Raw genomic sequence first — 24,463 nt, 5'->3', positions numbered from 1 at the left:
TAAAAACAGATGACAAGTTTGTTGGTAATTATAGTTCTAGTTTTATTATCTACTGCGTTATGGCAGTTGACCAAGATATTTGATTTGACTCAAGTAGGAGGGAATACTGAAAATTCACAGGTTGCAACGGATAATGATAATAACATACAAGGATACTTGATGTTTGGTTTCTTGGCGTTCATCTATATTTTTACAATTTACGGATTGTTGAAATGGGGACATTTAGTACTTCATACACCAGCTTCCGAGCACGGGCCGCTAATTGATAATTTAATGAACATCACATGGGTGTTGATTTTCCTTGTACAGGCGATAACTCAGGCACTATTGCATTATTTTGCTTTCAAATACAGAGGTAAGCAAACCAATAAAGCATTGTACTTTGCAGATAATAATAAACTGGAATTTGTATGGAGCGTTATCCCTGCTGTTGTACTAGCCGGGTTGATCCTTTACGGATTGTACGCTTGGACGAATATTATGTTTATTGATGAGGACGAGGAAACTATCGTTATTGAATTATATGCAAAACAATTTAGCTGGGAAGCACGATATTCAGGTGAAGACAACGTATTAGGAAAAGCGAATGTAAGATACATCGACGGAGTAAACTCTTTAGGTGTTGATTTGGCTGATCCAAATGCACAGGATGATATTTCAGTTTCTGAATTGCATATTCCTAAAGGAAAAAAGATACATTTCAAAATGCGTTCTCAGGATGTATTGCACTCCGCATACATGCCCTTCTTTAGAGCGCAGATGAACTGTGTTCCTGGTATGGTAACTGAATTTGCTTTCACCCCAACTTACACTACTGAAGAATATAGGGAACTTCCTTACATGATTGAGAAAGTGAATACAATCAATGAAATTAGATCAAAAAAAAGCATTGAACTTCTAGCCAAAGGCGAGCCGGCGCTTGATCCTTACACTTTCGATTATTTATTGCTTTGTAATAAAATTTGTGGAGCTTCGCATTACAACATGCAAATGAAAATTATTGTGGATACACCGGAGGATTATAAGAAATGGTTACAAGACAAGCCAACAGTGGTGGCTGCTTTTAAAGCTTCCAAAGAAACTCCACAAGAAGTAAAAGTACCGGTTAATGCTATGGATACTGCGGCAGTTGCTGCAAAAACTCCAGCGGCTTCAATTGCAAAAAAATAATTAAGATAATTTAAAGTTAACATATATGTCAGCAGAAGGACACGATCACGAACACGAACACCACCATAAAGATACTTTCATAACAAAATATATCTTTAGTATCGATCATAAGATGATTGCCAAACAATACCTTATTACCGGTATTATTATGGGTGTTATCGGAGTGGGTATGTCAATGCTTTTTAGAATGCAATTGGCCTGGCCTGAAGAATCTTTTAAAATATTCAATGTACTATTAGGCGATAAATTTGCTCCTGACGGGGTAATGGCAAATGATATATACCTGGCTTTAGTTACCATACACGGTACCATCATGGTCTTCTTTGTACTGACGGCCGGACTGAGTGGAACGTTCAGTAACTTATTGATCCCACTTCAGATTGGAGCCCGCGATATGGCTTCCGGATTTTTGAATATGATCTCTTACTGGCTATTCTTTTTATCAAGTGTAGTTATGGTTAGTTCCTTATTTGTAGAAGCTGGACCAGCATCTGCAGGTTGGACAATTTATCCGCCTTTAAGCGCATTGCCACAAGCTATTCCAGGTTCAGGTTTAGGAATGACATTATGGTTGGTTTCAATGGCGATCTTTATTGCATCTTCATTAATGGGATCACTTAATTATGTGGTTACCGTAATCAACCTTAGAACAAAAGGAATGTCAATGACGAGATTGCCGCTTACTATCTGGGCTTTCTTTGTAACGGCTATCATCGGTATCGTTTCTTTCCCGGTTTTATTATCAGCTGCTTTATTATTGATTTTTGACAGAAGCTTTGGTACGTCTTTCTTCCTTTCTGATATTTATATCGCTGGAGAGGTTTTGCATTACCAAGGAGGTTCCCCAGTATTATTCGAACACTTATTCTGGTTCTTGGGACACCCTGAAGTATATATCGTATTGTTACCTGCATTAGGTATCACATCTGAAGTTATCGCGACCAATTCACGTAAGCCTATCTTTGGATACCGTGCGATGATCATGTCAATTTTGGCAATTGCATTCTTATCCACAATCGTTTGGGGTCACCACATGTTTATCTCGGGGATGAATCCATTCCTTGGATCGGTGTTTACCTTTACCACATTGTTGATTGCAATCCCATCTGCAGTAAAGGCGTTCAACTATATCACAACGCTTTGGAAAGGTAACTTACAGCTAAACCCTGCGATGTTGTTCTCTATCGGATTGGTTTCGACTTTCATTACTGGAGGTCTAACAGGAATTATTCTTGGAGACAGTACTTTGGATATTAACGTTCACGATACGTATTTTGTAGTTGCACACTTCCACTTAGTAATGGGTATTTCTGCTCTTTACGGAATGTTCGCCGGAATCTACCACTGGTTCCCAAAAATGTTCGGAAGAATGTTAAACAAAAATTTAGGATACATTCACTTTTGGGTAACTGCAATTTGTGCTTATGGGGTATTTTTCCCAATGCACTTTATCGGAATGGCAGGATTGCCAAGACGTTATTACACCAACACGAACTTTCCATTATTTGATGATTTACAGAATGTAAACGTATTGATCACTATTTTCGCCTTAGTGGGAGGAGCGTTCCAATTGGTTTTTCTTTACAATTTCTTCAGTAGTATTTTTTACGGTAAGAGAACAGTTCAGAATCCTTGGAGATCGAACACATTGGAATGGACAGCGCCAATCGAGCACATGCACGGAAACTGGCCAGGAGAAATTCCTCACGTTCACAGATGGCCTTACGATTACAGTAAGCCTGGACATGATGATGATTTTGTTCCTCAAAATGTTCCAATGAAAGAAGGTGAAGAAGTATTACATCACTAACTTTTCATACTATATAAAAAATGCCTTTCTATACGGAAAGGCATTTTTTATTTACTGCTGTCTGCTGTTTTTTGTGTAATTTTATATTTATTAAAGTCTTTTTATGAAAACAAATAAGGAATATTCCAATGGCGAGGTGACCATCATTTGGCAGCCCGATTTATGTATCCATTGTGGATATTGTGCCAAAGGCCAGCCCGAAGTTTTCAAGCCCAAAGAAAAGCCATGGATCAATCCTAATGGAGCTGCAAGTGAGGCGATGGTAAACCAGGTGAAGCAATGCCCCTCAGGCGCTTTGTCATTTCGTTATAATCAAAAAAAAGTAGATGAGTAAAGACTATTCCGCTCTTAAATTGACAATCAATCCCGAAAAAAAACGTTTTGAGATGGACATCGATGGCCATGTCGCTTTCATAGAATTCATCATCAACAATTATAATATTCTCTTTCTGACCCATACCGAAGTACCTGTTGCCCTTGAAGGAAAAGGTGTCGGTTCTGCCATCGTGGAAAAAGCACTGCGGTACATGAAGGAACACAATTATACCTTGGCGCCACTTTGCTCTTTTGTAGCCAAATACGTGACCAAACATCCCGAATGGCATTCCTTTTTGGCCAAAGGATACCATGTTTAACGTTGCGTAAGATAAAATGTAAATCGGCGAACAAACTTTTTCTATCTTTGTTCGATGAATGAAAATCTAGATCCCACCAATCAGCATTTCAATCCGGAAGAATTTGATCTTGAAAAAAAGTTAAGACCCCTTTCTTTTGATGATTTCGCGGGCCAGGACCAAATATTAGAAAATTTAAAAGTTTTTGTGCAGGCGGCGAACCAACGCAACGAAGCACTCGATCATACCCTTTTCCACGGACCTCCGGGATTGGGAAAAACCACCTTGGCCAATATTCTTGCCAATGAATTGGGTGTAGGCATCAAAATTACTTCCGGGCCTGTTTTGGACAAACCGGGCGATTTAGCCGGATTGCTTACCAATCTCGAAGAACGCGATGTCTTGTTTATAGACGAAATCCACCGTTTGAGTCCCATTGTCGAGGAATATTTGTACTCCGCCATGGAAGATTTCAAAATCGATATCATGATCGAATCCGGTCCCAATGCCAGATCAGTTCAGATAAACCTGAACCCTTTTACATTGGTCGGTGCCACCACAAGATCCGGATTATTGACCGCGCCGATGCGTGCCCGTTTCGGAATTCAGAGCCGTTTACAATATTACACTACCGAACTCTTAACGACCATTGTCGAACGAAGTGCGGCCATCATAAAAATGCCCATTACGATGGAAGCCGCGATTGAAATTGCCGGTCGAAGCCGTGGAACACCTCGTATTGCCAATGCGCTGTTGCGTAGGGTTCGGGATTTTGCACAAATCAAAGGCAACGGAAAAATTGACATCGAGATTGCCCGATATGCGTTGAAAGCACTGAATGTCGATGCCCACGGTCTCGATGAAATGGATAACAAGATATTGACGACCATCATTGATAAATTTAAAGGCGGACCCGTGGGATTGACCACTTTGGCAACAGCGGTTTCCGAAAGCAGCGAAACCATCGAAGAGGTCTACGAACCATTCCTGATACAGGAAGGTTTCATCATGCGGACGCCACGTGGGAGGGAAGTCACCGAAAAAGCATATCTTCATCTTGGAAAAATAAGAACCAATATTCAGGGCGGATTGTTTTAGGGCATTACCCTGCGGGTCGGGTCTTCCGCTGTATCTTTTTTTCGTTCCTCAAAAAAGGATGCCGCTTCAATCCCTAATGCAAATGAATAACAAAGAAAAATACACCCAATTCATAAAATCCGAAGCGCAGCGCCTCGGGTTTTTGTCTTGTGGCATATCGCCGGCAGGATTTCTGGAGCAGGAAGCGCCCCGGCTGGAAAATTGGCTGAACAACCAGATGAACGGTCAGATGGCGTACATGGAAAACCATTTCGACAAGCGATTGAATCCGACTTTATTAGTAGATGATGCCAAAAGTGTCATCTCCCTTTTACTGAATTATTACCCTTCCGAAATCCAAAATCCCGATTCGTATAAAATATCGAAATATGCCTATGGACAGGATTATCATTTTGTCATCAAGGAAAAACTGAAAGAACTGCTGTTCTCCATTCAAGAAAATATTGGAGAGGTGGGAGGTCGTGCTTTTGTCGATTCGGCGCCCGTACTCGATAAAGCCTGGGCCGCCAAAAGCGGTTTGGGATGGATTGGTAAAAACAGCAACCTGCTGACCAAACAAGTCGGGTCCTTTTACTTCATTGCCGAACTCATTATCGATCTTGAATTGGAATATGACCACGCAACTACTGACCATTGCGGTAGCTGTACCGCGTGTCTGGATGCTTGTCCAACAGACGCCATCGTTGCGCCTTATGTGGTTGATGGCAGTAAATGCATCTCGTATTTCACGATAGAACTCAAGGAAAATATTCCGCAGGAAATGAAAGGGAAATTCGAAGATTGGGCATTCGGCTGCGATATCTGCCAAGACGTATGCCCATGGAATAAATTTTCGAAGGCGCACAGCGAACCGCTTTTTAATCCCAATCCGGAAATGCTTTTGATGTCCAAACAGGATTGGGAAGAAATCACCGAAGAAACTTTCAGGGCCGTTTTTAAAAACTCGGCAGTCAAAAGAACAAAATTCCACGGATTAAAACGAAATATTGATTTCCTGAAATAAAATTTTTATTTGTGGATTGGATGTTTTTTACGGTATCTCCTGACAATAAACTTGGAGATAAAATACGCCGCCAATCCCATAATACCGCTGACCAACAACGAACCGACCAGAATATTGATTCCAGTTTCCTGTAAATTCGACTTCCAGTTTTTTAAATCAAAGACAATTTCATTTCCGATAATCAACGAGCCGGTTTTGTAACTCAAAATCATAAAAAACGGACTGGTAAATGGATTGGAAATGATGCTGGTCGCCAACGCAATCATCAGGTTAAATTTAAAAAACCGACTCAGTATTAATACTAATAATGTTCCGAAGCCAAAAGTCGGAAATACGCTTATAAAGGTCCCAAGCGCGGCGCCCCATGAAATTTCTTCCACGCTGTCGCGTGTTCGTGCCAGTTTCCAAAAGAACACTCTTGTCTGTCGTATGAGTTTGTGGCGCTTCATTTCATTTTTAAGCTCAGGAACCGTTTGTACGGCAGGTACGTAATAAGCAGCATAATCAACCGAACCAGCTGGTAACAGCTCCAGTTGATGAGTTTGGATCCGAAATAATGTCGTGTAGCCAATGATTTTGGGGTAATCAGATGACATTGTTCGAGTATTTCATGGAGATGCGCCCGGTAGTTTTGGGAGAATTCAGCGGAATCAACACCCACATTTAATTCAATACTGGCATAGGAACTTAAATTATTGAGGTTAAAAGAACCAATGGTGGTCCACTGACTGTCAATAACTGCCGCTTTTCCATGCAGGACAGATTGGTTCCACTCATACAATTCAATATCATAATGCAGGATTTTGGTATAAAAATAATTGGAGGCATGGCGCAACAACGGGACATCTGAATTTCCGGATAAGATTATTTTTACCTGCGCTTTGTTTTGTGAAGCCCTTTTCACGGCGCCAATAAGTTTGCGACCGGGAAGAAAATAACTTCCTACTATAATCACTTCATTTTTAGCATATCGGATGTGTTTGATGTACGCTTTGTACACTTCATTTTTCCTTTTCAGCCAGTCATTCTGCAGGATTTCTACCTTAGTGCCTTCCAAAGTGAAGAAAACTGCTGGTATTTTTTTTCTCCTAAGGCTTCTTTCCTTAAAATAAATCGAATTGCATATTCTCTGAAGCTGTTGCCCCAGATCCGGGTTTTTTAACTGAATGGCGTAATCAAGCCATGGGGCAGTTGTTGCGGTTCCCTGATACTTTTCGGCAATATTTATGCCGCCAATTAATGCAGTTTCGGCATCAGCAACAATAACTTTCTGATGTAGTCTTCGGCCGATGTAAAAGGAATTGGCAGAAAATAAGGGCGAAAATATACGAACGTTGATGCCATAGCCCTCCAGTTCTTCAATAAATTTTTCGGGAAGTGATTTAGACCCGAAACCATCAATCAGGAGGTACACTTTTACATTGCGGGAAGCAGCATTTTTCAGAGCCTCGCCAATCCGGATTCCTACAGCATCATATTCGAAGATATATGTCTGCATGTGAATTTCGGCTTCAGCGTTTTCAATAATGTGCTCCAACCGCGAAAAATAATCTTCCCCGCTATGAACGAGTAATATTGAATCGAAAGTGGTATGTGGTTTCTCTAACATAAAATTTATATTGAACGTTTCGAAATTAGATCAATAGCAGGATGCATATCGTTGATTTATAGAGACATAACTTTTGATTATGCTAATTTATTAAAAACTATTCAGGTATACTATCAAAAAGCAAAAGCATTTTCCAAGAGTAGTTCTAAAAACCGTTTTCTGCGCCCCGGTTATCCTAAAAAAAACTTTGCAAAACTATCCTTATAAAACTTTCCTTTTTACTGTCAGACTTTTATCTTTGTAAGTCGGAATAAAATCTACAAGATGAATAAGTACAGTAAAAGAAGAGAAGCACTATTATATCATGCCAAACCAACTCCAGGGAAAATTCAGGTTGTTCCAACAAAAAAATACGCCACCCAAAGAGACTTATCGTTAGCGTATTCCCCGGGTGTAGCCGAACCTTGTCTGGAGATTGCAAAAGACATCAACAATGTTTATAAATATACTGCCAAAGGAAATTTGGTAGCTGTAATCACTAATGGAACCGCAGTTTTAGGACTTGGAGACATTGGTCCCGAGGCATCAAAACCGGTGATGGAAGGGAAGGCTTTACTGTTCAAAATTTTCGCAGATATAGATGTTTTCGACATTGAAGTGGATGCTACCGATATTGATAAATTTGTTGAAACAGTAAAAGCCATTGCACCTACTTTTGGTGGAATTAACCTCGAGGATATCAAAGCACCTGAATCTTTCGAAATCGAAAGAAGACTGGTCGAAGAACTCAATATTCCGGTTATGCACGATGATCAGCATGGAACGGCCATTATTTCTTCGGCAGCCTTATTAAATGCACTGGAATTAGCGGATAAAAGCATTCATAATGTAAAAGTCGTAATATCCGGAGCCGGTTCAGCAGCGTTGGCTTGTGCTAATTTATATGTTTTACTTGGAGTAGATGCCGACAAAATCATCATGTTTGATAAAGATGGAGTACTGTCTTCAGACCGGACCGATTTATCGCCTTTGCAACAAAAATATTCAAAAGGGTTAAAAAATAGTACGTTAGGCGAAGCACTTCAGGGTGCGGATGTTTTTCTTGGACTTTCTGCCGGCAATATCCTGTCGTCAGAGATGCTTCTGGGAATGGCAAATGATCCGATTGTTTTTGCCATGGCCAATCCCACGCCAGAAATTGATTACGATGTGGCAATCGCTACCCGTAAAGATATCATTATGGCGACAGGACGTTCGGATCATCCGAATCAGGTAAATAACGTTTTGGGTTTCCCGTATATATTCCGGGGGGCACTTGATGTTCGTGCGACAAAAATAAATGAAGCCATGAAAATGGCGGCGGTAAAAGCCCTTGCGGCTCTCGCCAAGCAATCGGTGCCAGAGCAGGTTAATATTGCTTATGGTGAAACCAAATTAGTCTTTGGAAGGGATTATATCATTCCGAAACCTTTTGACCCGAGATTGATTTCGATGGTAGCACCCGCAGTTGCAAAAGCGGCTATGGATTCCGGTGTTGCATTAAACCCGATTACAGATTGGCATAAATATGAAGAGGAATTATTGGAACGATTGGGTTCTGATAACAAAATGGTGCGACTGTTGGCGAACAGAGCCAAGACGGATCCAAAACGAGTGGTTTTTGCGGAAGCAGATCATTTGGATGTGCTGAAAGCAGCGCAAATTGCGTACGAGGATAAGATTGCATTGCCTATTTTGTTAGGTAACCGCGATACGATTTTAGAACTTAAGGAAGAAATTGGCTTTGAAGCCGATGTGCCTATTATTGACCCTAAAACTAAAGAAGAGGATAATCGACGAAACCGGTATGCGGACATTTTCTGGAAATCCAGACAACGACGAGGAATCTCGCTTTTGGATGCCCAAAAATGGATGCGGGAACGCAATTATTTCGCGGCCATGATGGTCAACGAAGGCGATGCCGATGCCATGGTTTCTGGATATTCGAGAAGTTATCCATCAGTTGTGAAACCAATTATGCAGCTTATAGGGAAGGCTCCGGGAATCTCCCTAATAGCAACGACCAATATGATGATGACCAATCGTGGGCCGATGTTTTTGTCGGATACGGCCATCAATCCCAATCCGACGGCAGATAATCTGGCGAAAATTGCTTTAATGACGGCCAGAACCGCTCGAATGTTTGGGATAGAACCTGTGATTGCAATGATTTCCTACTCTAATTTCGGATCTTCTGATAATGAAAGCGCAAGCAAAGTCCGTGAGGCAGTTGATTTTTTACATACAAATCATCCGGATCTGATTGTTGATGGAGAATTGCAGGCCGATTTTGCGTTGAATGACGAAATGCTGAAAAATAAATTCCCTTTTTCCAAATTAGCCGGTAAAAAAGTAAACACGCTCATATTCCCAAATTTGGAAGCGGCCAACATTACTTATAAATTGCTGAAAGAACTCTATAAAGTGGATTCTATCGGGCCTATTATGCTCGGCATGGAAAAACCGGTCCATATTTTTCAATTAGGAGCCAGTGTGGAGGAAATGGTAAATATGGTGGCAGTCGCAGTTGTTGATGCACAGGAAAAGGAAAAACGAAATAAACCTAAGTAACGATACTCTAAAGCGTATATTTCTGTAGATAGTCGTGCAGAATATTTTCGATTGGAGTTTTTTCTTATATTTGAAACTTACTAAACAATATGATAGCACACTTACAAGGAAAATTAGTGGAAAAGACACCAACGGAAGTCATTATTGACTGCAATGGGGTTGGCTATCATGTAAATATTTCCTTACACACTTACTCGCTGCTTCCATCCTCTGAGGCGATCAAATTGTACACCTATCTTCAGATAAAGGAGGATGCGCATACTCTGTTCGGCTTTGTAGAAAAATCAGAACGGGAAATATTTAAAATGTTGCTTTCTGTATCAGGAATTGGTGCCGGAATTGCCCGAACGATGTTATCCTCACTCGAGCCGCGTCAAATCATTCAGGCGCTTGCTTCGGGAGATGTGGTAACCATTCAATCCATTAAAGGAATTGGCAGTAAAACAGCCCAAAGAGCCATATTGGATTTAAAGGATAAGGTGTTAAAACTGTATGATTTGGATGAAGTTTCAATGAGTCAAAGCAATACAAATAAAGATGAAGCGTTATCAGCTTTGGAAGTTCTTGGATTTATAAGAAAATCAGCCGAAAAAGTTGTAGAAAAAATAGTTAAAGAAAACCCGGATGCTACTGTGGAATCAATTATAAAACAAGCTTTAAAAAATTTATAGTACTTGAAAACATTTTACTTAAAAAGTCCTGAAGCCATACTTAAGATCAGTATTTTTTTACTGGTTTTATTCTCTAATTTCAGTCTGCATGCACAAGTCGACGAAGAAGCTCAGGACAGTATCAAAACAGGATATGACACCGGAGAAATTCAGATTAAAAACCCGCCGAGCATTTTACAGGCTTACACCTATGACCCGGTAACCAACCGTTATATTTACACTAATTCCATTGATGGCTTTAATATCAATTACCCGATAATCCTAACTCCTAAAGAGTACGACGAGCTGGTGATGCGCGAATCAATGCGCGAGTATTTCAGAAAAAAATCGGATGCTATCGATGGCAAAAAAGAAGGTAGTGAAGCTGCAAAAAAAGACTTGCTGCCTCGATATTATGTCAATTCCGGCTTTTTTGAAAGTCTTTTTGGTGGAAATACCATTGATGTTAAACCCACAGGATCGGTAGAATTGGACTTGGGAATCCGATATTCCAAACAGGATAATCCCTCCATATCGCCGAGAAACCGTTCGAGCCTTACCTTTGATTTTGATCAGCGTATCAGCATGAGTCTGATGGGAAAAGTAGGAACCCGTCTAAATGTCAATGCCAATTATGACACCGAGTCGACTTTTGCTTTTCAAAATCTTATCAAACTGGAATACACTCCCACCGAAGACGATATCATTCAAAAAATCGAAATAGGAAATGTCAGTTTGCCCCTCAATAGTTCACTGATTCGTGGAGCGCAAAGTTTGTTTGGGGTAAAGGCGCAATTGCAATTTGGAAAAACGACCGTTACAGGAATTTTTTCTGAACAAAAATCACAAACGAAAACCGTTACTGCCCAAGGTGGGGGAACCATTCAGGATTTTGATTTATTTGCTTTGGATTACGATGCCGACAGGCATTTCTTCCTTTCTCAATATTTCAGGAATAAGTATGATTTCTCACTTCGGAAGTATCCATACATTGATAGCAGGGTTCAGATTACAAGAGTAGAAGTATGGATAACCAATAAGCAGAATAGGGTTACCACAACAAACAACAACCTTAGGAATATAATTGCATTGCAGGATTTAGGGGAATCACAATTAACGGATTCCAATGGCACTCCGATACCCGATAATGATGTAGTAGTGCTTAATCCTGTGCCGGCGAATTTCTTTATTGATCAGAGTACCGGTGATGATCCATCAGACAATAAAAATAATAGATATGATCCTTCATTAATAAATAGTGGGGGTTTTCTTAATAATGAAATCAGAGAAATTGTTACGGCAAGTTCAGGATTTACTTTGCCCCCAGGTACTGCTGTGAGTGAAGGGCAGGATTATTCCAAATTGGAAAATGCGCGCAAACTGAATCCGAACGAATTTACGTTCCATCCTCAATTGGGATACATTTCCCTGCAACAACGATTAGCTAATGACGAGGTTTTGGGGGTAGCTTTCCAATATACCATCGGAGATAAGGTTTATCAGGTAGGAGAATTTGGAACAGATGGCGTAGATGCCACAGAAACAGGACCTACGAATATAGGCGAGGAGCCAACAACAGTTTCTTCGCAGGCACTGATTGTAAAAATGCTTAAAAGTAGTTTGACTATTGTGACAAATCCCGTGTGGAATTTGATGATGAAAAATATCTATCAGATACCAGGGGCTTTTCAACTACAGCAGGAAGATTTTAGATTTAATATCCTCTACACCGACCCCTCACCGATCAATTTTATTACGTCTGTACCAGCAGGAACCTCTTTCCCGGATTCATCAATTGATACCCAGGTAACCGACACACCATTATTGAATGTGTTTAATGTGGACAGACTGAATTACAATAATGATCCACAAATTGGAGGTGATGGTTTTTTTGATTTTGTACCGGGAATTACTGTCGACACGCAAAATGGCCGATTGATATTTACAACAATAGAACCTTTTGGGAAACTTTTGTTCGAGAAATTAAGAAGCAATCCAGGTGAAGATTATAATGAAGGGGATTCTTCTAATGGAGGTGTATATAATGCCAATCAAACAAAATATGTTTTTGGAAATATGTATCGTCTGACACAATCAGGGGCATTACAGGACAGCGACAAAAATAAATTCCAATTAAAAGGAAAATTCAAATCTTCCGGAGGCGATGGCATTCCCATCGGTGCATTTAATGTGCCGAGAGGTTCCGTGGTAGTAACCGCCGGAGGAAGGGTCCTAGTTGAAGGGATTGACTATAGCGTCAATTATCAATTGGGAAGGGTTCAGATTCTGGATCCCGCTCTTCAGGCCTCCAATACCCCAATAGAAGTTTCGGTAGAAAATAATTCTGTTTTTGGTCAGCAAACCAGAAGATTTATGGGGGTTAATGTAGAACATAAGTTTTCAGATAAATTTTTGATTGGGGCGACCTTTTTAAAAATGACTGAAAAACCGTTTACGCAAAAATCCAATTATGGACAGGAATCGGTTAATAATACAATTTTTGGAGTGAACGGGAATTATTCCACAGAAGTTCCTTTCCTTACAAGATTAGTAAACAAACTCCCCAATTTGGATACCGATGTTCCTTCCAATCTTTCCATAAGAGGAGAAGTAGCGTTTTTGAAACCCGACACTCCAAAAGGAGATCAATTTGAAGGAGAATCCACTATTTATGTGGATGATTTTGAAGGTTCCCAAACGACAATCGATATGCGCGGGCCTTCGTCGTGGAGTTTATCGTCTACTCCGGTAACTCCGGAAATCCCATCGCCTTTTGGGACGTACGATTTTAATGAACATCCTAATGATCCTTATGAATTGGATTACGGTTTTAAAAGAGCAAAACTTTCGTGGTACACCATCGACCCTACTTTTTATGCTTCACGTCCAGCCGGTATATCTGTTCAGGATATATCAACAAATGCCACGAGGAGAATTTTTAGTGAGGAATTATATCCGGTAACTGATATTGCAACAGGACAATCGCAAGTGATTAATACGTTAGATCTGACGTACTATCCAAAAGAAAGAGGACCGTATAATTTTAATCCATCAGCTACTCCGGCGAATGAACTGCCTAATCCTACCGAAAACTTCGGGGGAATTATGCGCTCCATTAATTCTACTAATTTTGAACAAGCGAACGTCGAATATATCCAGTTTTGGATTTTAGATCCTTATGTTGATTCCGGAAATCCAAGCAGTGCGGCTGGCGCAACAAATGAAGGAGATATCTATTTCAATTTAGGTTCCATTTCTGAAGATGTATTGAAAGACGGTAGAAAACAATATGAGAACGGTTTAGGTCCCGACCAGATTTTGGTACAGCCACAACCTATCTGGGGGAATGTTCCTGCATCCCAATCCTTGATTTATGCCTTTGACAGCAATGCCGGAAACAGGTCCAATCAGGACATCGGTTTGGATGGATTGAACAACAATGATGAAGCGGCTAAATTCCCTGCTTTCGCAGTTCAGGAAGACCCTTCCGCTGATGACTATCAGTATTTCTTAAGTGCTTCAGGAACAGTTTTGGATCGCTATAAAAAATACAATGGTACTGAAAGAAATTCACCGATAGATGTTACCGATACCGATAGGGGTTCTACAACAATCCCGGATGTGGAAGATATCAATAGGGACAACACCATGAATACGATTAATGCCTATTATGAATACAGTATTCATTTGCGTAAAGACATGAAAGTTGGTATAGACAGATATGTCACCGATGTTATAGAGGAGACGCCTGCAATTAATTTGCCTACAGGAGCAATTCCGACGACAGCACGATGGATTCAATTTAAGATTCCGGTACAAGTAGATGATGCGGCGAGAAATGAAATAGGCGGAATTTCAGATTTCAGAAGTATTAGTTTTATGCGAATGTTCATGACGGGATTTAGTGACCAGATTACGGTCCGTTTTGGCGCTTTGGATTTAGTTCGGGGCGAATGGAGAAGATATACTAACACATTAGACAATACTGACCCTGCACCAGCTAACGATGGAACAAATGTGGATGTGTTAGCAGTCAACATTCAGGAAAACGGGACTAAATGTCCGGTAAATTATGTAACACCTCCCGGAGTGGTCCGTGAGGAAATTTACAACAACAATACGGTAATCAGTCAAAATGAGCAATCGTTGGCATTGAGAGTGTCTGGTGCTGGTTTGGAAGGTGGTGACTCAAGAGCCGTTTTCAAAAATGTAAGTGTGGATATGCGCCAGTTCAAAAATTTAAAAATGTTTTTACATGCGGAACCATTGTCTTCTGCTGCTGAACATAACCTTGCTGATGACGAACTGGTTGGGTTTATTCGTTTTGGAAATGATTTTACCCAAAATTTTTACCAGATAGAAATCCCTTTAAAAGTTACTCAGCCTAATATGCCTGGCGCTCCATGTAATATAAGTCCGGAATTGGTTTGGCCGGAACTGAATGAAATTGATTTGCCCCTGGCGCTATTAACCACAATGAAAATCAGGGCGATGCCTGGAAGTGGAGATCCATTGCCAGCACCAGATGCGAATGGTATTCGTTTTATTGATGACTTTATGCTGGATCCGGGATTGGCCACTAATACCGGCAGAGGAAAACTGACATTAGGAATTAAAGGGAATCCCAATTTTGGATTGGTCCGTACGTTAATGGTCGGTGTAAAAAATAAAAACTCCGATGTGACCGATAGAATTTATGGGGAAGTGTGGTTCAATGAACTTCGCCTTTCCGGAATGGACAATGAGGGAGGGATGGCTGCAGTATTGAGTGTGGATTCCAATCTTGCAGATTTCGCCACGGTTTCGACTTCAGGAAAAAAGAGCACTATTGGTTTTGGATCATTGGAGCAAGGCCCGAACGAAAGAAGCAGGGAAGATATCCAGCAATATAACGTAGTGACCAATCTGAGTTTAGGTAAACTGATGCCTAAAAAATGGGGAATTAATTTGCCGTTTAACTATGCCATTGGGGAAGAAATCATTACTCCTGAATATGATCCATTCAATCAGGATATAAAATTGAAACAACTGTTGAATGTTACTGCAAATGAAACCGAAAAGGAAAATTTCAGAAACAGAGCGATAGATTATACCAAACGTAAGAGTATCAACTTTATCGGTGTTAAAAAGGAACGTGCTCCGGATAAAAAATCACATGTTTATGATTTTGAGAATTTAACCTTATCGCATTCATACAATCAGGTGGACCGCCATGATTATGAGGTGGAGGATTATGTGGACCAACTGGTTAATACTTCCGTGGATTACACATACAGTTTCCAGCCAAAAACAGTTGAACCTTTCAAGAAATCCAAAATTTTAAAGAAAAGTGATTATTGGAAGCTGTTGAGTGATTTCAATTTCAATTATTTGCCGTCAAACATTTCTTTCAGTTCCAATATTAGCCGTCAGTACAACAAACAACAATTCCGACAAGTGGAAGTAATTGGCATAGTTGATCCTCTATATCGTCGTAACTTCCTGTTTAATTATCAATATGGGTTCAATTATAATTTGACTAAAGCGCTAAAACTGAGTTATAATGCTTCCTCTAACAACATTGTGCGTAATTACCTGAACGATGAAAATGTACCGGATGATTCGGTTACAATATGGGATGATTACTGGAGTGTGGGAGATCCCAACCACTTTATGCAGCAGTTAATTGTGAATTACGATTTGCCAATCAATAAAATTCCGGTATTTGCTTTTATAAAATCAAGCTATTCCTATACAGGAAATTACAATTGGCAACGTTCTTCGATTGCTTTGGCTAGTATAGAAGGTTATGATTTAGGGAATACCATTCAGAATTCCGCTTCCCATAAATTGAATACGGCTTTCAATATGGAGACTTTTTACAAATATATAGGGCTGACGAAAAAACCTAAAAAACCGGTAAAAGGTATTCCTGCAGTTGCGCCAAAGCCTGGGCAGAAAGTGGTTAATGTACAACAGCCAACTATTTCCGAAGAGAATATATTTCTTGCCGGTTTACGAGGTGTTTTAACCAGTGTGAAAAATATTCAGGTCAATTATGCTGAAAACAGGGGAACAGCGTTGCCGGGTTATCTTCCCGGAGTTGGATTCTTTGGTACGTCGAAACCTACATTAGGATTCGTTTTCGGTTCGCAGGAGGATGTAAGGCAAGAAGCGGCACGAAATGGCTGGCTGACATTATATCCGAATTTCAATCAGAACTTTACTCAGGTAACGAATAAGACATTGAATCTTACGGCCAACGTGGACTTGTTCCCGGATTTCAAAATAGATTTAACGGGTGATAGAATGTTTGCAGACAATTTCTCGGAACAATATGATGTGACAGTAAACGATGTGGATGGAAAACCTTATAACCAGAGATCCCCGTATCACTATGGAAATTTCTCTATTTCAACAGTGATGCTGAAGTCGGCATTCAAGACCAGTGATGAGAATACCTCTTCAGCATTTGATGATTTCAGGGAGAACAGGATAATAATCGCGAATCGTTTAGCAGATCAGCATTATGCGGGCCTACCCTATACAAGGGATGCCGAAGGGTATCCGCTTGGGTTCGGAAAAAACAGTCAGGCAGTTTTAATTCCTTCATTTTTAGCTGCATACACTGGACTAATCAGCACACCTTACGGCGAAAAAGCATCTGGTATTTCATTAAGTGCCTTTAGGGATATCCCAATTCCTAACTGGACCATGAAATACAGTGGATTGATGCGCTATAAATTATTCAAGGATGCATTCAAACGTTTCTCTCTACAGCACGGCTACCGATCATCTTATACAATGAATTCGTACCGGTCTAATCTTGATTACAGTCCGAATGGTTTTGATGCCGGTGGGAATTTTCAAAACAAAACGATTATCTCGAATATTAATTTAGTGGAGCAGTTTAATCCTTTAATGAGGGTTGATTTTGAATTGAAAAATGCGTTCAAGTTTTTGGCAGAAATGAAAAAAGACCGCGCGCTATCCATGAGTTTTGATAACAATCTGCTTACAGAAGTGAAAGGACTCGAATACGTGGTTGGAGTAGGGTACCGTTTCAAAGACGTGATTTTTTCTTCAAGATTAGCCGACAATCCAACGGGTATTATTAAGAGTGATATCAATATCAAAGTCGATTTTTCATATCGTAACAATCAGACCATCGTAAGATATTTGGATTATGATAACAATCAACTGGCCGGTGGTCAAAATATTTGGTCGGGGAAAGTAACGGCAGACTATGCGTTCAGCAAAAACCTGACCGCGATTTTCTATTATGACCATTCATTTTCAAAAGCGGTGATATCCACTTCTTTCCCAATGACTAACATCCGTGCAGGATTTACGATGCGATATAATTTCGGAAATTAAAAGAAAAAACATTTTAAAATATAATAGTAAACTTTACATTTGCTTCTTCAAAACAGCATTAAATTAAAAACAAACAAATAGCAACACCATGAACATTCCAGCAAATTTAAAATACACAAAAGATCACGAATGGGTTAGTATAGAAGGAGATATCGCAACTATAGGAATTACCGATTTTGCACAGAAAGAATTAGGTGATATCGTTTATGTTGAGGTGGAAACATTGGATCAGACTTTAGAGAAAGATGAAGTTTTCGGAACGGTGGAGGCAGTAAAAACAGTTTCGGATTTGTTTCTTCCTTTATCTGGAGAAATTGTTGAATTCAATGACAGTTTGGAAAGTGATCCCGAAACAGTAAATTTGGATCCTTACGGTAAAGGCTGGATGGTGAAAGTGAAAGTTTCTAATACAGACGAATTCAATGAATTGCTTTCCAGCGAAGCATACAAAGAATTGATTGGTGCATAATAAATCGTATTTCTGGTTAGCATTAATCTGGACTTTTGTTATCGCCGTCTTGTGTTTGGTAAATTTTAGCGATATGCCGAAGGTGAGCTTGCAAAGTGCCGACAAATATGTTCATTTTACCTTTCATTTTGTTTTTACGTGGTTGTGGTTTCTATACTTCGAATCCCGAAAAAACGAATTGGGTAATTCAAAAACAATCTTTTTAGTGTTTTTATTGTCATTTCTCTATGGAATTTCTGTAGAAATCATGCAGGGACTGTTCACATTAACCAGAAAAGCTGATTTATTTGATGTGCTAGCCAACACTGTGGGAGCGCTGACAGCTGCTGCATCGATATTGGTATTTCAGAAATATATCAGAAAAGAAAAATCTTTGTAATTAAATTCATAAAACAGTCCCGCTTCGGTGGGATTTTTTTATTTTTATGCCTTGAAATGAGCCATTTGATGATTTGGAATCAAATTAAGATGACTGCTGGAGCAAAAGAAACTTATCATCGTATGAATATCAGACAATATTTGGACTCAACCTATTTGAAGAGGGCCATACAGGCGGGGATTACTGAGAAAGAAAATATAAAAATTGTTCAGGGATTCGTTCGGGAAGCTATTGACGAACAATTTAAGCTCGTTATGGTCCGGCCAGAAATGGTAGCGATGGCAAAAAAAATGATTACAGATGCCAAATCCCAAGTGGATATCGGAACAGTAATTGATTTTCCGGAAGGCAGATCCACCGTCGAAATAAAATTAGACGAAGCTTTCAAAGCAATACAAGACGGCGCTGATGACCTTGATTTTGTATGTAATTATGAAGCTTTTAGAAATGGGCAAGTGGATTTGGTCAAAGAGGAAATCTTGAAATGTACCTTACTGGGGTTAAAACATCATAAAGTGGTCAAATGGATTATTGAGGTGGCTGCCTTAAACAATCAGCAGATAATTCAGCTATCGGCCCTGATAAAAAACGTGGTGATGACGAATTTTAAGGAAGAAAACTATGCGACTGTTTTTGTAAAATCGTCAACTGGATTTTATAAAACCGAAAACAACCTGCCAAACGGAGCCACAGTACCGGCGATAATCATGATGCTTGAAAATGCCTCGCCTCTTCCTATAAAAGCTGCTGGAGGAGTACGGACATATGAAGAAGCAGTTGAAATGATTCAGTTGGGGGTAAAGAGAATCGGAACTTCCGGAGCAAAAGCCATTGCTGACGGAGCCGTATCCAATAGTGATTATTAATATACAGATCAAATCATAATGAAAAAATTCAGTACTTTATTACTCTTACTTTGCTCCGCCTTTTCTGAAGCGCAGGTTACTGATAAGAGTCTGGAACAATTCCCGGTTTTTCCAAAGTGTGAAAACATGCAGTCCGAAAGTCTCGAGGCCTGTTTTTATGACGAAGTTCAGGATTTCGTTTTCAATAATTTCAAGGTGCCTGAAAACTTAAAACAAAGCAATTACAAAGGAAATGTGACTGTTCTTTTTGAAGTTGATGATAAAGGAAATTTCAAGGTGCTTTACGTTGATGCTGTTGGCGCTGCATTGATCGAGGAAAGCAAGAAGGTTTTGGGGATGTTTCCAAAAATAAAACCGCCAACATATAACGGAATGCCCACGTATTCAAAATATACTCTTAGAATCTCTATTCCGCTAAAAAGTGCCGCTGAGATAAAAGCGGAGGCAGAAGCAGAAAACAAAGCAGCATCGCTGACCAAAGACAGAAGCAGGGAGTTGTCTGAATATGACAATATCGTGTACAAGAAATTTGACAACCCGCAGTTTGAAAGTCATTTGAATATTCCTTTTTCACATAGTTATTATTCCCAGTTTGATGGTGCGATGAATCAGGTTGGCACTAACAATCATACAGGTTCTAAGCCATTTACGTATTCGGAAGTTTCCAAATATTACAATCTGAAAGAGGCGAATCAAAAAATCCAAAAAAAGACGTCCGGTTGGGTGACCCGAAAATTATGGAATGAAAATACAGTCCAGATTCAAGGAGACGGTTATTGGTTTACGATGAATCCCATTTTTGATGTACAGTTAGGAAAAAGCGATCCGAGTGATGCCAAATACACCTTTGTAAATACCAGAGGAATTCAGATTCAGGGTGGTTTATTGGAACAATTGAACTTCACCACGACAATCTATGAAAGCCAGGGTCGTTTTGCGGATTACTACAACCGTTATGCGGAGTCAATCAGGCCTAATGGCGGTAATCCGGCGATAATTCCCGGTATCGGAATTGCTAAGGGTTTCAAATCGGATGCTTATGATTTTCCTTCGGCGGAAGCCAATTTGACCTATACTCCAAGTAAATTTATCAATCTGCAAATGGGATACGGGCGTAATTTTATAGGAGATGGCTACCGTTCTTTGTTGGAAGGCGACGGCGCGAGTCCCTATCCTTATGTAAAAATCAATACCAATTTCTGGAAAATCAAATACACCAATACCTACATGTGGCTGAAAGATGTTACAACGGCCGAAACGGTAGATCGTACATATGCCACCAAATACATGGCGAATCATTATCTGAGTTGGAATGCTGCCAAGAGGTTGAATATTGGTCTCTTCGAATCGGTGGTTTGGGCAAATACCAATGACCGGGGGTTTGACGTGAGTTTTGTGAACCCGATTATTTTTTATCGTTCGGTGGAGTTTGCTTCTTCAGCAAGAACCGGAAATGCACTTTTGGGTGCTACCGCAAAGGTCAAATGGAGTAATCAGTTTAATTTATATGGGCAGTTTTTATTGGATGAGTTTTCACTTGGAGACATCAAAAAACAGGAGAAAAGCTGGAAAAACAAATTTGGATATCAGTTAGGGGTCAAGTATTTCAATGCATTTCATGTTGATAATCTTTTGCTTCAGCTGGAGTACAATCATGTCCGTCCGTATGTATATGCGCACAGTGATCCTTTGACAAATTACGGGCACAATAACCAAAGCATGGGGCATCAGTGGGGCGGGAATTTCAAAGAGTTTATAGTCACTACACGTTATCATAACGGTAGATATTATGCTGATGCCAAAATAACGTATGGAGAGCGGGGATTGGATTTTGCTGATTCAGGACCAAATTCTAATTATGGCGGTAATATTTACCGGGATTATGACATTGACAGATATGCAGAGAAAGGTGTGAAGGTTGGTCAGGGGAACAAAACTAATATTTTTATTGCCGATCTGCAGGCTGGGTATTTGGTAAATCCTATGATGAACATGAAGGTTTTCGCAAGTCTGATTTACAGAAATTTTGATCCAACACAAGAAACCGCAGCGACATTTAAGGAAAGTACCACTTGGTTTTCAATCGGTATACGAGCGGATGTGTTCAACTGGTATTTTGATTACTAACTTGCGAAGATCAGGAATGTTTTAGATTAAATAAAGAATACTTTAAAAGGCAAACAGAATAATGTTTGCCTTTTTTGTTAAATCTGTTTTTCAGGACTCATTTTCAGGGATTCATTTTGATGTAACATAAATTTTGAAGTATCTTTGCCCCGTCCTAAAATTTGGGACGCAGAACCAAATCAAATCAGCTTTGAACGCTACTATTAATACCTTTTCCCTTAAAACGGTTTTTACTGATTTTAAAGAAATCACCAAAGCAGGATTGGCTATCAGCGTCTTGTTTTCGTCGATTGCGGGTTATTTGTTGGGTTTTGACGAGGAGCATCCTTTCCAATGGTCGGTATTGCTTATTCTTGCCATTGGCGGGTATTGCATGGTGGGAGCTTCCAATGCTTTCAATCAGGTCATTGAGAAAGATCTGGATATCTTGATGGACCGCACCAAAAACCGTCCCGTTCCTTCAGGACGTATGTCTGTCAATTCCGCTTTAGCGATTGCGACCATCCTGACCATTATTGGGATTACGTTGCTTTATACAATCAATCCGAAATCGGCTATGTTTGGTGCGATTTCAATTTTCCTTTATACCTCTGTTTATACGCCGTTAAAACGGATGACGCCGCTCTCTGTTTTTGTGGGTGCCTTTCCGGGAGCCATTCCATTTATGTTGGGCTGGGTTGCGGCTACCAATGATTTTGGGATAGAGGCCGGAACCTTATTTTTGATTCAGTTTTTCTGGCAATTTCCACACTTTTGGGCCATTGGTTGGTTTTTATACGATGATTATGAAAAGGCAGGTTTTTTCATGCTGCCAACCGGGAAGAAAGATAAATCGACCGCCTTGCAGACCATTCTTTACACAGTTTGGCTGATTGTCGCATCCCTTTTACCGGTTTTAGGATATACCGGAAAATTACACATCTCGCCGATTTCTGCCGTGGCAGTATTTCTTTTAGGGTTGTGGATGCTGTTGTATGCCGTGAAACTATACCAGCTGCGGACTCCAAAAGCAGCCAGAACATTGATGCTGGTGAGTGTTTCCTATATTACGCTGCTGCAATTAGTATATATATTAGATAAATTTTTACGATAATTATGGAAATGACAATTGAAGAACATAAACAAAGGACAGCCCGGTCATACAAATTGATCCTGTTGTTTGCTATGGTAAGCATGTTTATGATGTTTGCCGGATTAACCAGTGCCTTTGTGGTTAGTAAATCTAGAACCGACTGGTTGAAGGATTTTCAATTACCAAGCGCATTTTTCTACAGTACTGCAGTGATTATTGCGTGCAGCGTTACCTTTCATCTGGCTAAAAAAGCGATTCAAAAAGACAATAAAAAGGCGACGACTTCATTTCTTTTAGTTACTTTAGCATTGGGAATATTGTTTGTAATTCTTCAGTTTGTAGGTTTCAGACAAATTGTGGATAACGGTTATTTTTTCACCGGAAGTGAAAGTTCGATTACGACAACATTCCTTTATATTGTTACGATTGTTCACATGGCCCACCTGTTTGGAGGATTAATTTCGCTTTTGATAATAATTTATAATCATTTTAAACAAAAATACAATTCAGGTCAAACCCTTGGTATTGAACTAGGTGCAATGTACTGGCACTTTCTTGATTTCTTATGGGTTTATTTGTTTTTATTTTTATATTTCTTTAAATAAGAAAAAAACGTAAATTTGGGAACTTTTTAACGAATGACTAAATATGGAATCGACAGTTACTACTGCAAATAGTGAAGAAAAAACTTGGGGTGGCGGAAATGAGCCAATGGGAGCAAGTTATGGTAAATTGATGATGTGGTTTTTTATCGTATCGGATGCCTTAACGTTCTCAGGATTTCTTGGTGCTTATGGTTTTTCAAGATTTAAATTTATTGAGACCTGGCCTTTGGCGGATGAGGTGTTTACCCACTTCCCGTTTATGCACGGTGTTTCTGCGCCGATGTACTATGTGGCGTTAATGACATTTATTTTGATTTTTTCATCTGTAACGATGGTTTTGGCCGTTGATGCAGGACATCATATGCAAAAAAGCAAAGTGGCTTTTTATATGTTTTTGACCATTATCGGAGGTTTGATATTCGTTGGATCACAAGCATGGGAATGGAAAAATTTCATTAAAGGGGAATATGGCGCTATTGAAACTAAAGGAGGAAGTCTTCTTCAATTTGTCGACAAAGAAGGTCATAGAGTAAAACTGGAAGATTTCGCAGCTACGCTTCCTGAAGAGAGAGTGCAGTTAAAAAGAAATACAGGAAGATGGTTTATGGAAGAAAGCGCGTTGCCAAGCTATTCAGTAGCCGAGGTACAAGCGGGATTCAAAGCACATCCTGAATTGTTAATCAGAACAGAGGTAATTTATGAAGACGATGCCGTATCAAAAAAGGATACCCGGATTGATCATAATCTTACCAAAATCAAGCATAAAACGATATTAACCAGAGCTGAGTCAGAAGCAAGATTGAGCAATGCCAGCCTTGTAATCGAAGGGGCTAACCTGACCCATAATGAATACGGAAGCAAATTGTTTGCCGATTTCTTTTTCTTTATTACCGGTTTCCACGGATTCCACGTATTCTCTGGGGTTATTATCAATATTATCATTTTCTTTAATGTTCTTTTAGGGACGTATGAGAAAAGAAGAAGTTATGAGATGGTAGAAAAAGTTGGATTGTACTGGCACTTTGTGGATTTGGTGTGGGTGTTCGTATTTACAGTTTTCTATCTAGTTTAATTTTCAAAAGTTA

At 39.7% G+C, this 24,463-nt stretch carries 18 protein-coding genes; 16 read left to right on the top strand and 2 right to left on the bottom strand.

Going from position 1 to position 24,463, the window contains the following annotated elements:
- The first annotated feature begins 9 nt into the window (after positions 1–9).
- From FNW07_RS00160 to queG, 6 genes are all read left to right on the top strand, one after another.
- Positions 10–1,170, top strand: a complete 1,161-nt coding sequence (locus FNW07_RS00160) for a cytochrome c oxidase subunit II (RefSeq protein WP_126744481.1) — start codon at positions 10–12, stop codon at positions 1,168–1,170.
- Between the two features lie 25 nt (positions 1,171–1,195).
- Positions 1,196–2,980 carry a cbb3-type cytochrome c oxidase subunit I gene (locus FNW07_RS00155; protein WP_126744480.1) on the top strand — a complete coding sequence of 595 codons (1,785 nt, stop codon included), beginning with the start codon at positions 1,196–1,198 and terminating at the stop codon, positions 2,978–2,980.
- A 103-nt stretch (positions 2,981–3,083) separates the two neighbouring features.
- Positions 3,084–3,314 carry a (4Fe-4S)-binding protein gene (locus tag FNW07_RS00150; RefSeq protein WP_126744479.1) on the top strand — a complete coding sequence of 77 codons (231 nt, stop codon included), beginning with the start codon at positions 3,084–3,086 and terminating at the stop codon, positions 3,312–3,314.
- Complete coding sequence (locus FNW07_RS00145; RefSeq protein ID WP_126744478.1) at positions 3,307–3,615, top strand: GNAT family N-acetyltransferase; 309 nt, start codon at positions 3,307–3,309, stop codon at positions 3,613–3,615. The genes FNW07_RS00150 and FNW07_RS00145 overlap by 8 nt, the downstream gene beginning before the upstream one ends.
- A 54-nt stretch (positions 3,616–3,669) precedes the next feature.
- Complete coding sequence (gene ruvB / locus FNW07_RS00140) at positions 3,670–4,692, top strand: Holliday junction branch migration DNA helicase RuvB (RefSeq protein WP_126744477.1); 1,023 nt, start codon at positions 3,670–3,672, stop codon at positions 4,690–4,692.
- A gap of 76 nt (positions 4,693–4,768) precedes the next feature.
- The gene (gene queG, locus FNW07_RS00135; protein WP_185964601.1) at positions 4,769–5,695 is read left to right on the top strand and encodes a tRNA epoxyqueuosine(34) reductase QueG; all 927 of its coding nucleotides are present in this window, start codon (positions 4,769–4,771) and stop codon (positions 5,693–5,695) included.
- A gap of 5 nt (positions 5,696–5,700) precedes the next feature.
- Here the strand turns inward: queG and FNW07_RS00130 are convergent, their stop codons facing one another.
- The gene (locus FNW07_RS00130; protein WP_158626860.1) at positions 5,701–6,144 is read right to left on the bottom strand and encodes a DUF2062 domain-containing protein; all 444 of its coding nucleotides are present in this window, start codon (positions 6,142–6,144) and stop codon (positions 5,701–5,703) included.
- Positions 6,141–7,304: a phosphatidylserine/phosphatidylglycerophosphate/cardiolipin synthase family protein gene (locus tag FNW07_RS00125; RefSeq protein ID WP_126744474.1), complete on the bottom strand. Its 1,164-nt coding sequence runs from the start codon at positions 7,302–7,304 to the stop codon at positions 6,141–6,143. The genes FNW07_RS00130 and FNW07_RS00125 overlap by 4 nt, the downstream gene beginning before the upstream one ends.
- Before the next feature lie 264 nt (positions 7,305–7,568).
- Here FNW07_RS00125 and FNW07_RS00120 point away from each other — a divergent pair, with 264 nt between their 5' ends.
- From FNW07_RS00120 to FNW07_RS00075, 10 genes are all read left to right on the top strand, one after another.
- Positions 7,569–9,854: an NADP-dependent malic enzyme gene (locus tag FNW07_RS00120; protein ID WP_126744473.1), complete on the top strand. Its 2,286-nt coding sequence runs from the start codon at positions 7,569–7,571 to the stop codon at positions 9,852–9,854.
- A gap of 89 nt (positions 9,855–9,943) precedes the next feature.
- On the top strand, positions 9,944–10,525 hold the full coding sequence (gene ruvA, locus FNW07_RS00115; RefSeq protein WP_126744472.1) for a Holliday junction branch migration protein RuvA: 582 nt from the start codon (positions 9,944–9,946) through the stop codon (positions 10,523–10,525).
- A gap of 3 nt (positions 10,526–10,528) precedes the next feature.
- A complete protein-coding gene (gene sprA, locus FNW07_RS00110) occupies positions 10,529–17,860 on the top strand; it encodes a cell surface protein SprA (protein ID WP_370511469.1) in 7,332 nt (2,443 codons plus the stop codon).
- An 88-nt stretch (positions 17,861–17,948) separates the two neighbouring features.
- Complete coding sequence (gcvH, locus tag FNW07_RS00105) at positions 17,949–18,329, top strand: glycine cleavage system protein GcvH (RefSeq protein ID WP_126744471.1); 381 nt, start codon at positions 17,949–17,951, stop codon at positions 18,327–18,329.
- Positions 18,330–18,402: 73 nt separating this feature from the next.
- Positions 18,403–18,708 carry a VanZ family protein gene (locus FNW07_RS00100; protein ID WP_126744470.1) on the top strand — a complete coding sequence of 102 codons (306 nt, stop codon included), beginning with the start codon at positions 18,403–18,405 and terminating at the stop codon, positions 18,706–18,708.
- A 122-nt stretch (positions 18,709–18,830) separates the two neighbouring features.
- The gene (gene deoC, locus FNW07_RS00095) at positions 18,831–19,574 is read left to right on the top strand and encodes a deoxyribose-phosphate aldolase (protein ID WP_126744502.1); all 744 of its coding nucleotides are present in this window, start codon (positions 18,831–18,833) and stop codon (positions 19,572–19,574) included.
- 18 nt (positions 19,575–19,592) lie between these two features.
- Positions 19,593–21,701, top strand: coding sequence for a gliding motility protein RemB (locus FNW07_RS00090; RefSeq protein WP_126744469.1), 2,109 nt, complete (start codon positions 19,593–19,595; stop codon positions 21,699–21,701).
- A 190-nt stretch (positions 21,702–21,891) separates the two neighbouring features.
- Complete coding sequence (cyoE, locus tag FNW07_RS00085; RefSeq protein WP_185964600.1) at positions 21,892–22,794, top strand: heme o synthase; 903 nt, start codon at positions 21,892–21,894, stop codon at positions 22,792–22,794.
- A 2-nt stretch (positions 22,795–22,796) separates the two neighbouring features.
- Positions 22,797–23,378 carry a cytochrome c oxidase subunit 3 gene (locus tag FNW07_RS00080; protein ID WP_126744468.1) on the top strand — a complete coding sequence of 194 codons (582 nt, stop codon included), beginning with the start codon at positions 22,797–22,799 and terminating at the stop codon, positions 23,376–23,378.
- Between the two features lie 43 nt (positions 23,379–23,421).
- On the top strand, positions 23,422–24,450 hold the full coding sequence (locus tag FNW07_RS00075; RefSeq protein ID WP_126744467.1) for a cytochrome c oxidase subunit 3: 1,029 nt from the start codon (positions 23,422–23,424) through the stop codon (positions 24,448–24,450).
- Positions 24,451–24,463 lie beyond the last annotated feature (13 nt).

The sequence above is a fragment of the Flavobacterium sp. GT3R68 genome (assembly GCF_007109225.1).
In the GTDB taxonomy this organism is placed as follows: Bacteria; Bacteroidota; Bacteroidia; order Flavobacteriales; family Flavobacteriaceae; genus Flavobacterium.
This window is presented reverse-complemented; position numbering and strand designations above follow the sequence as displayed.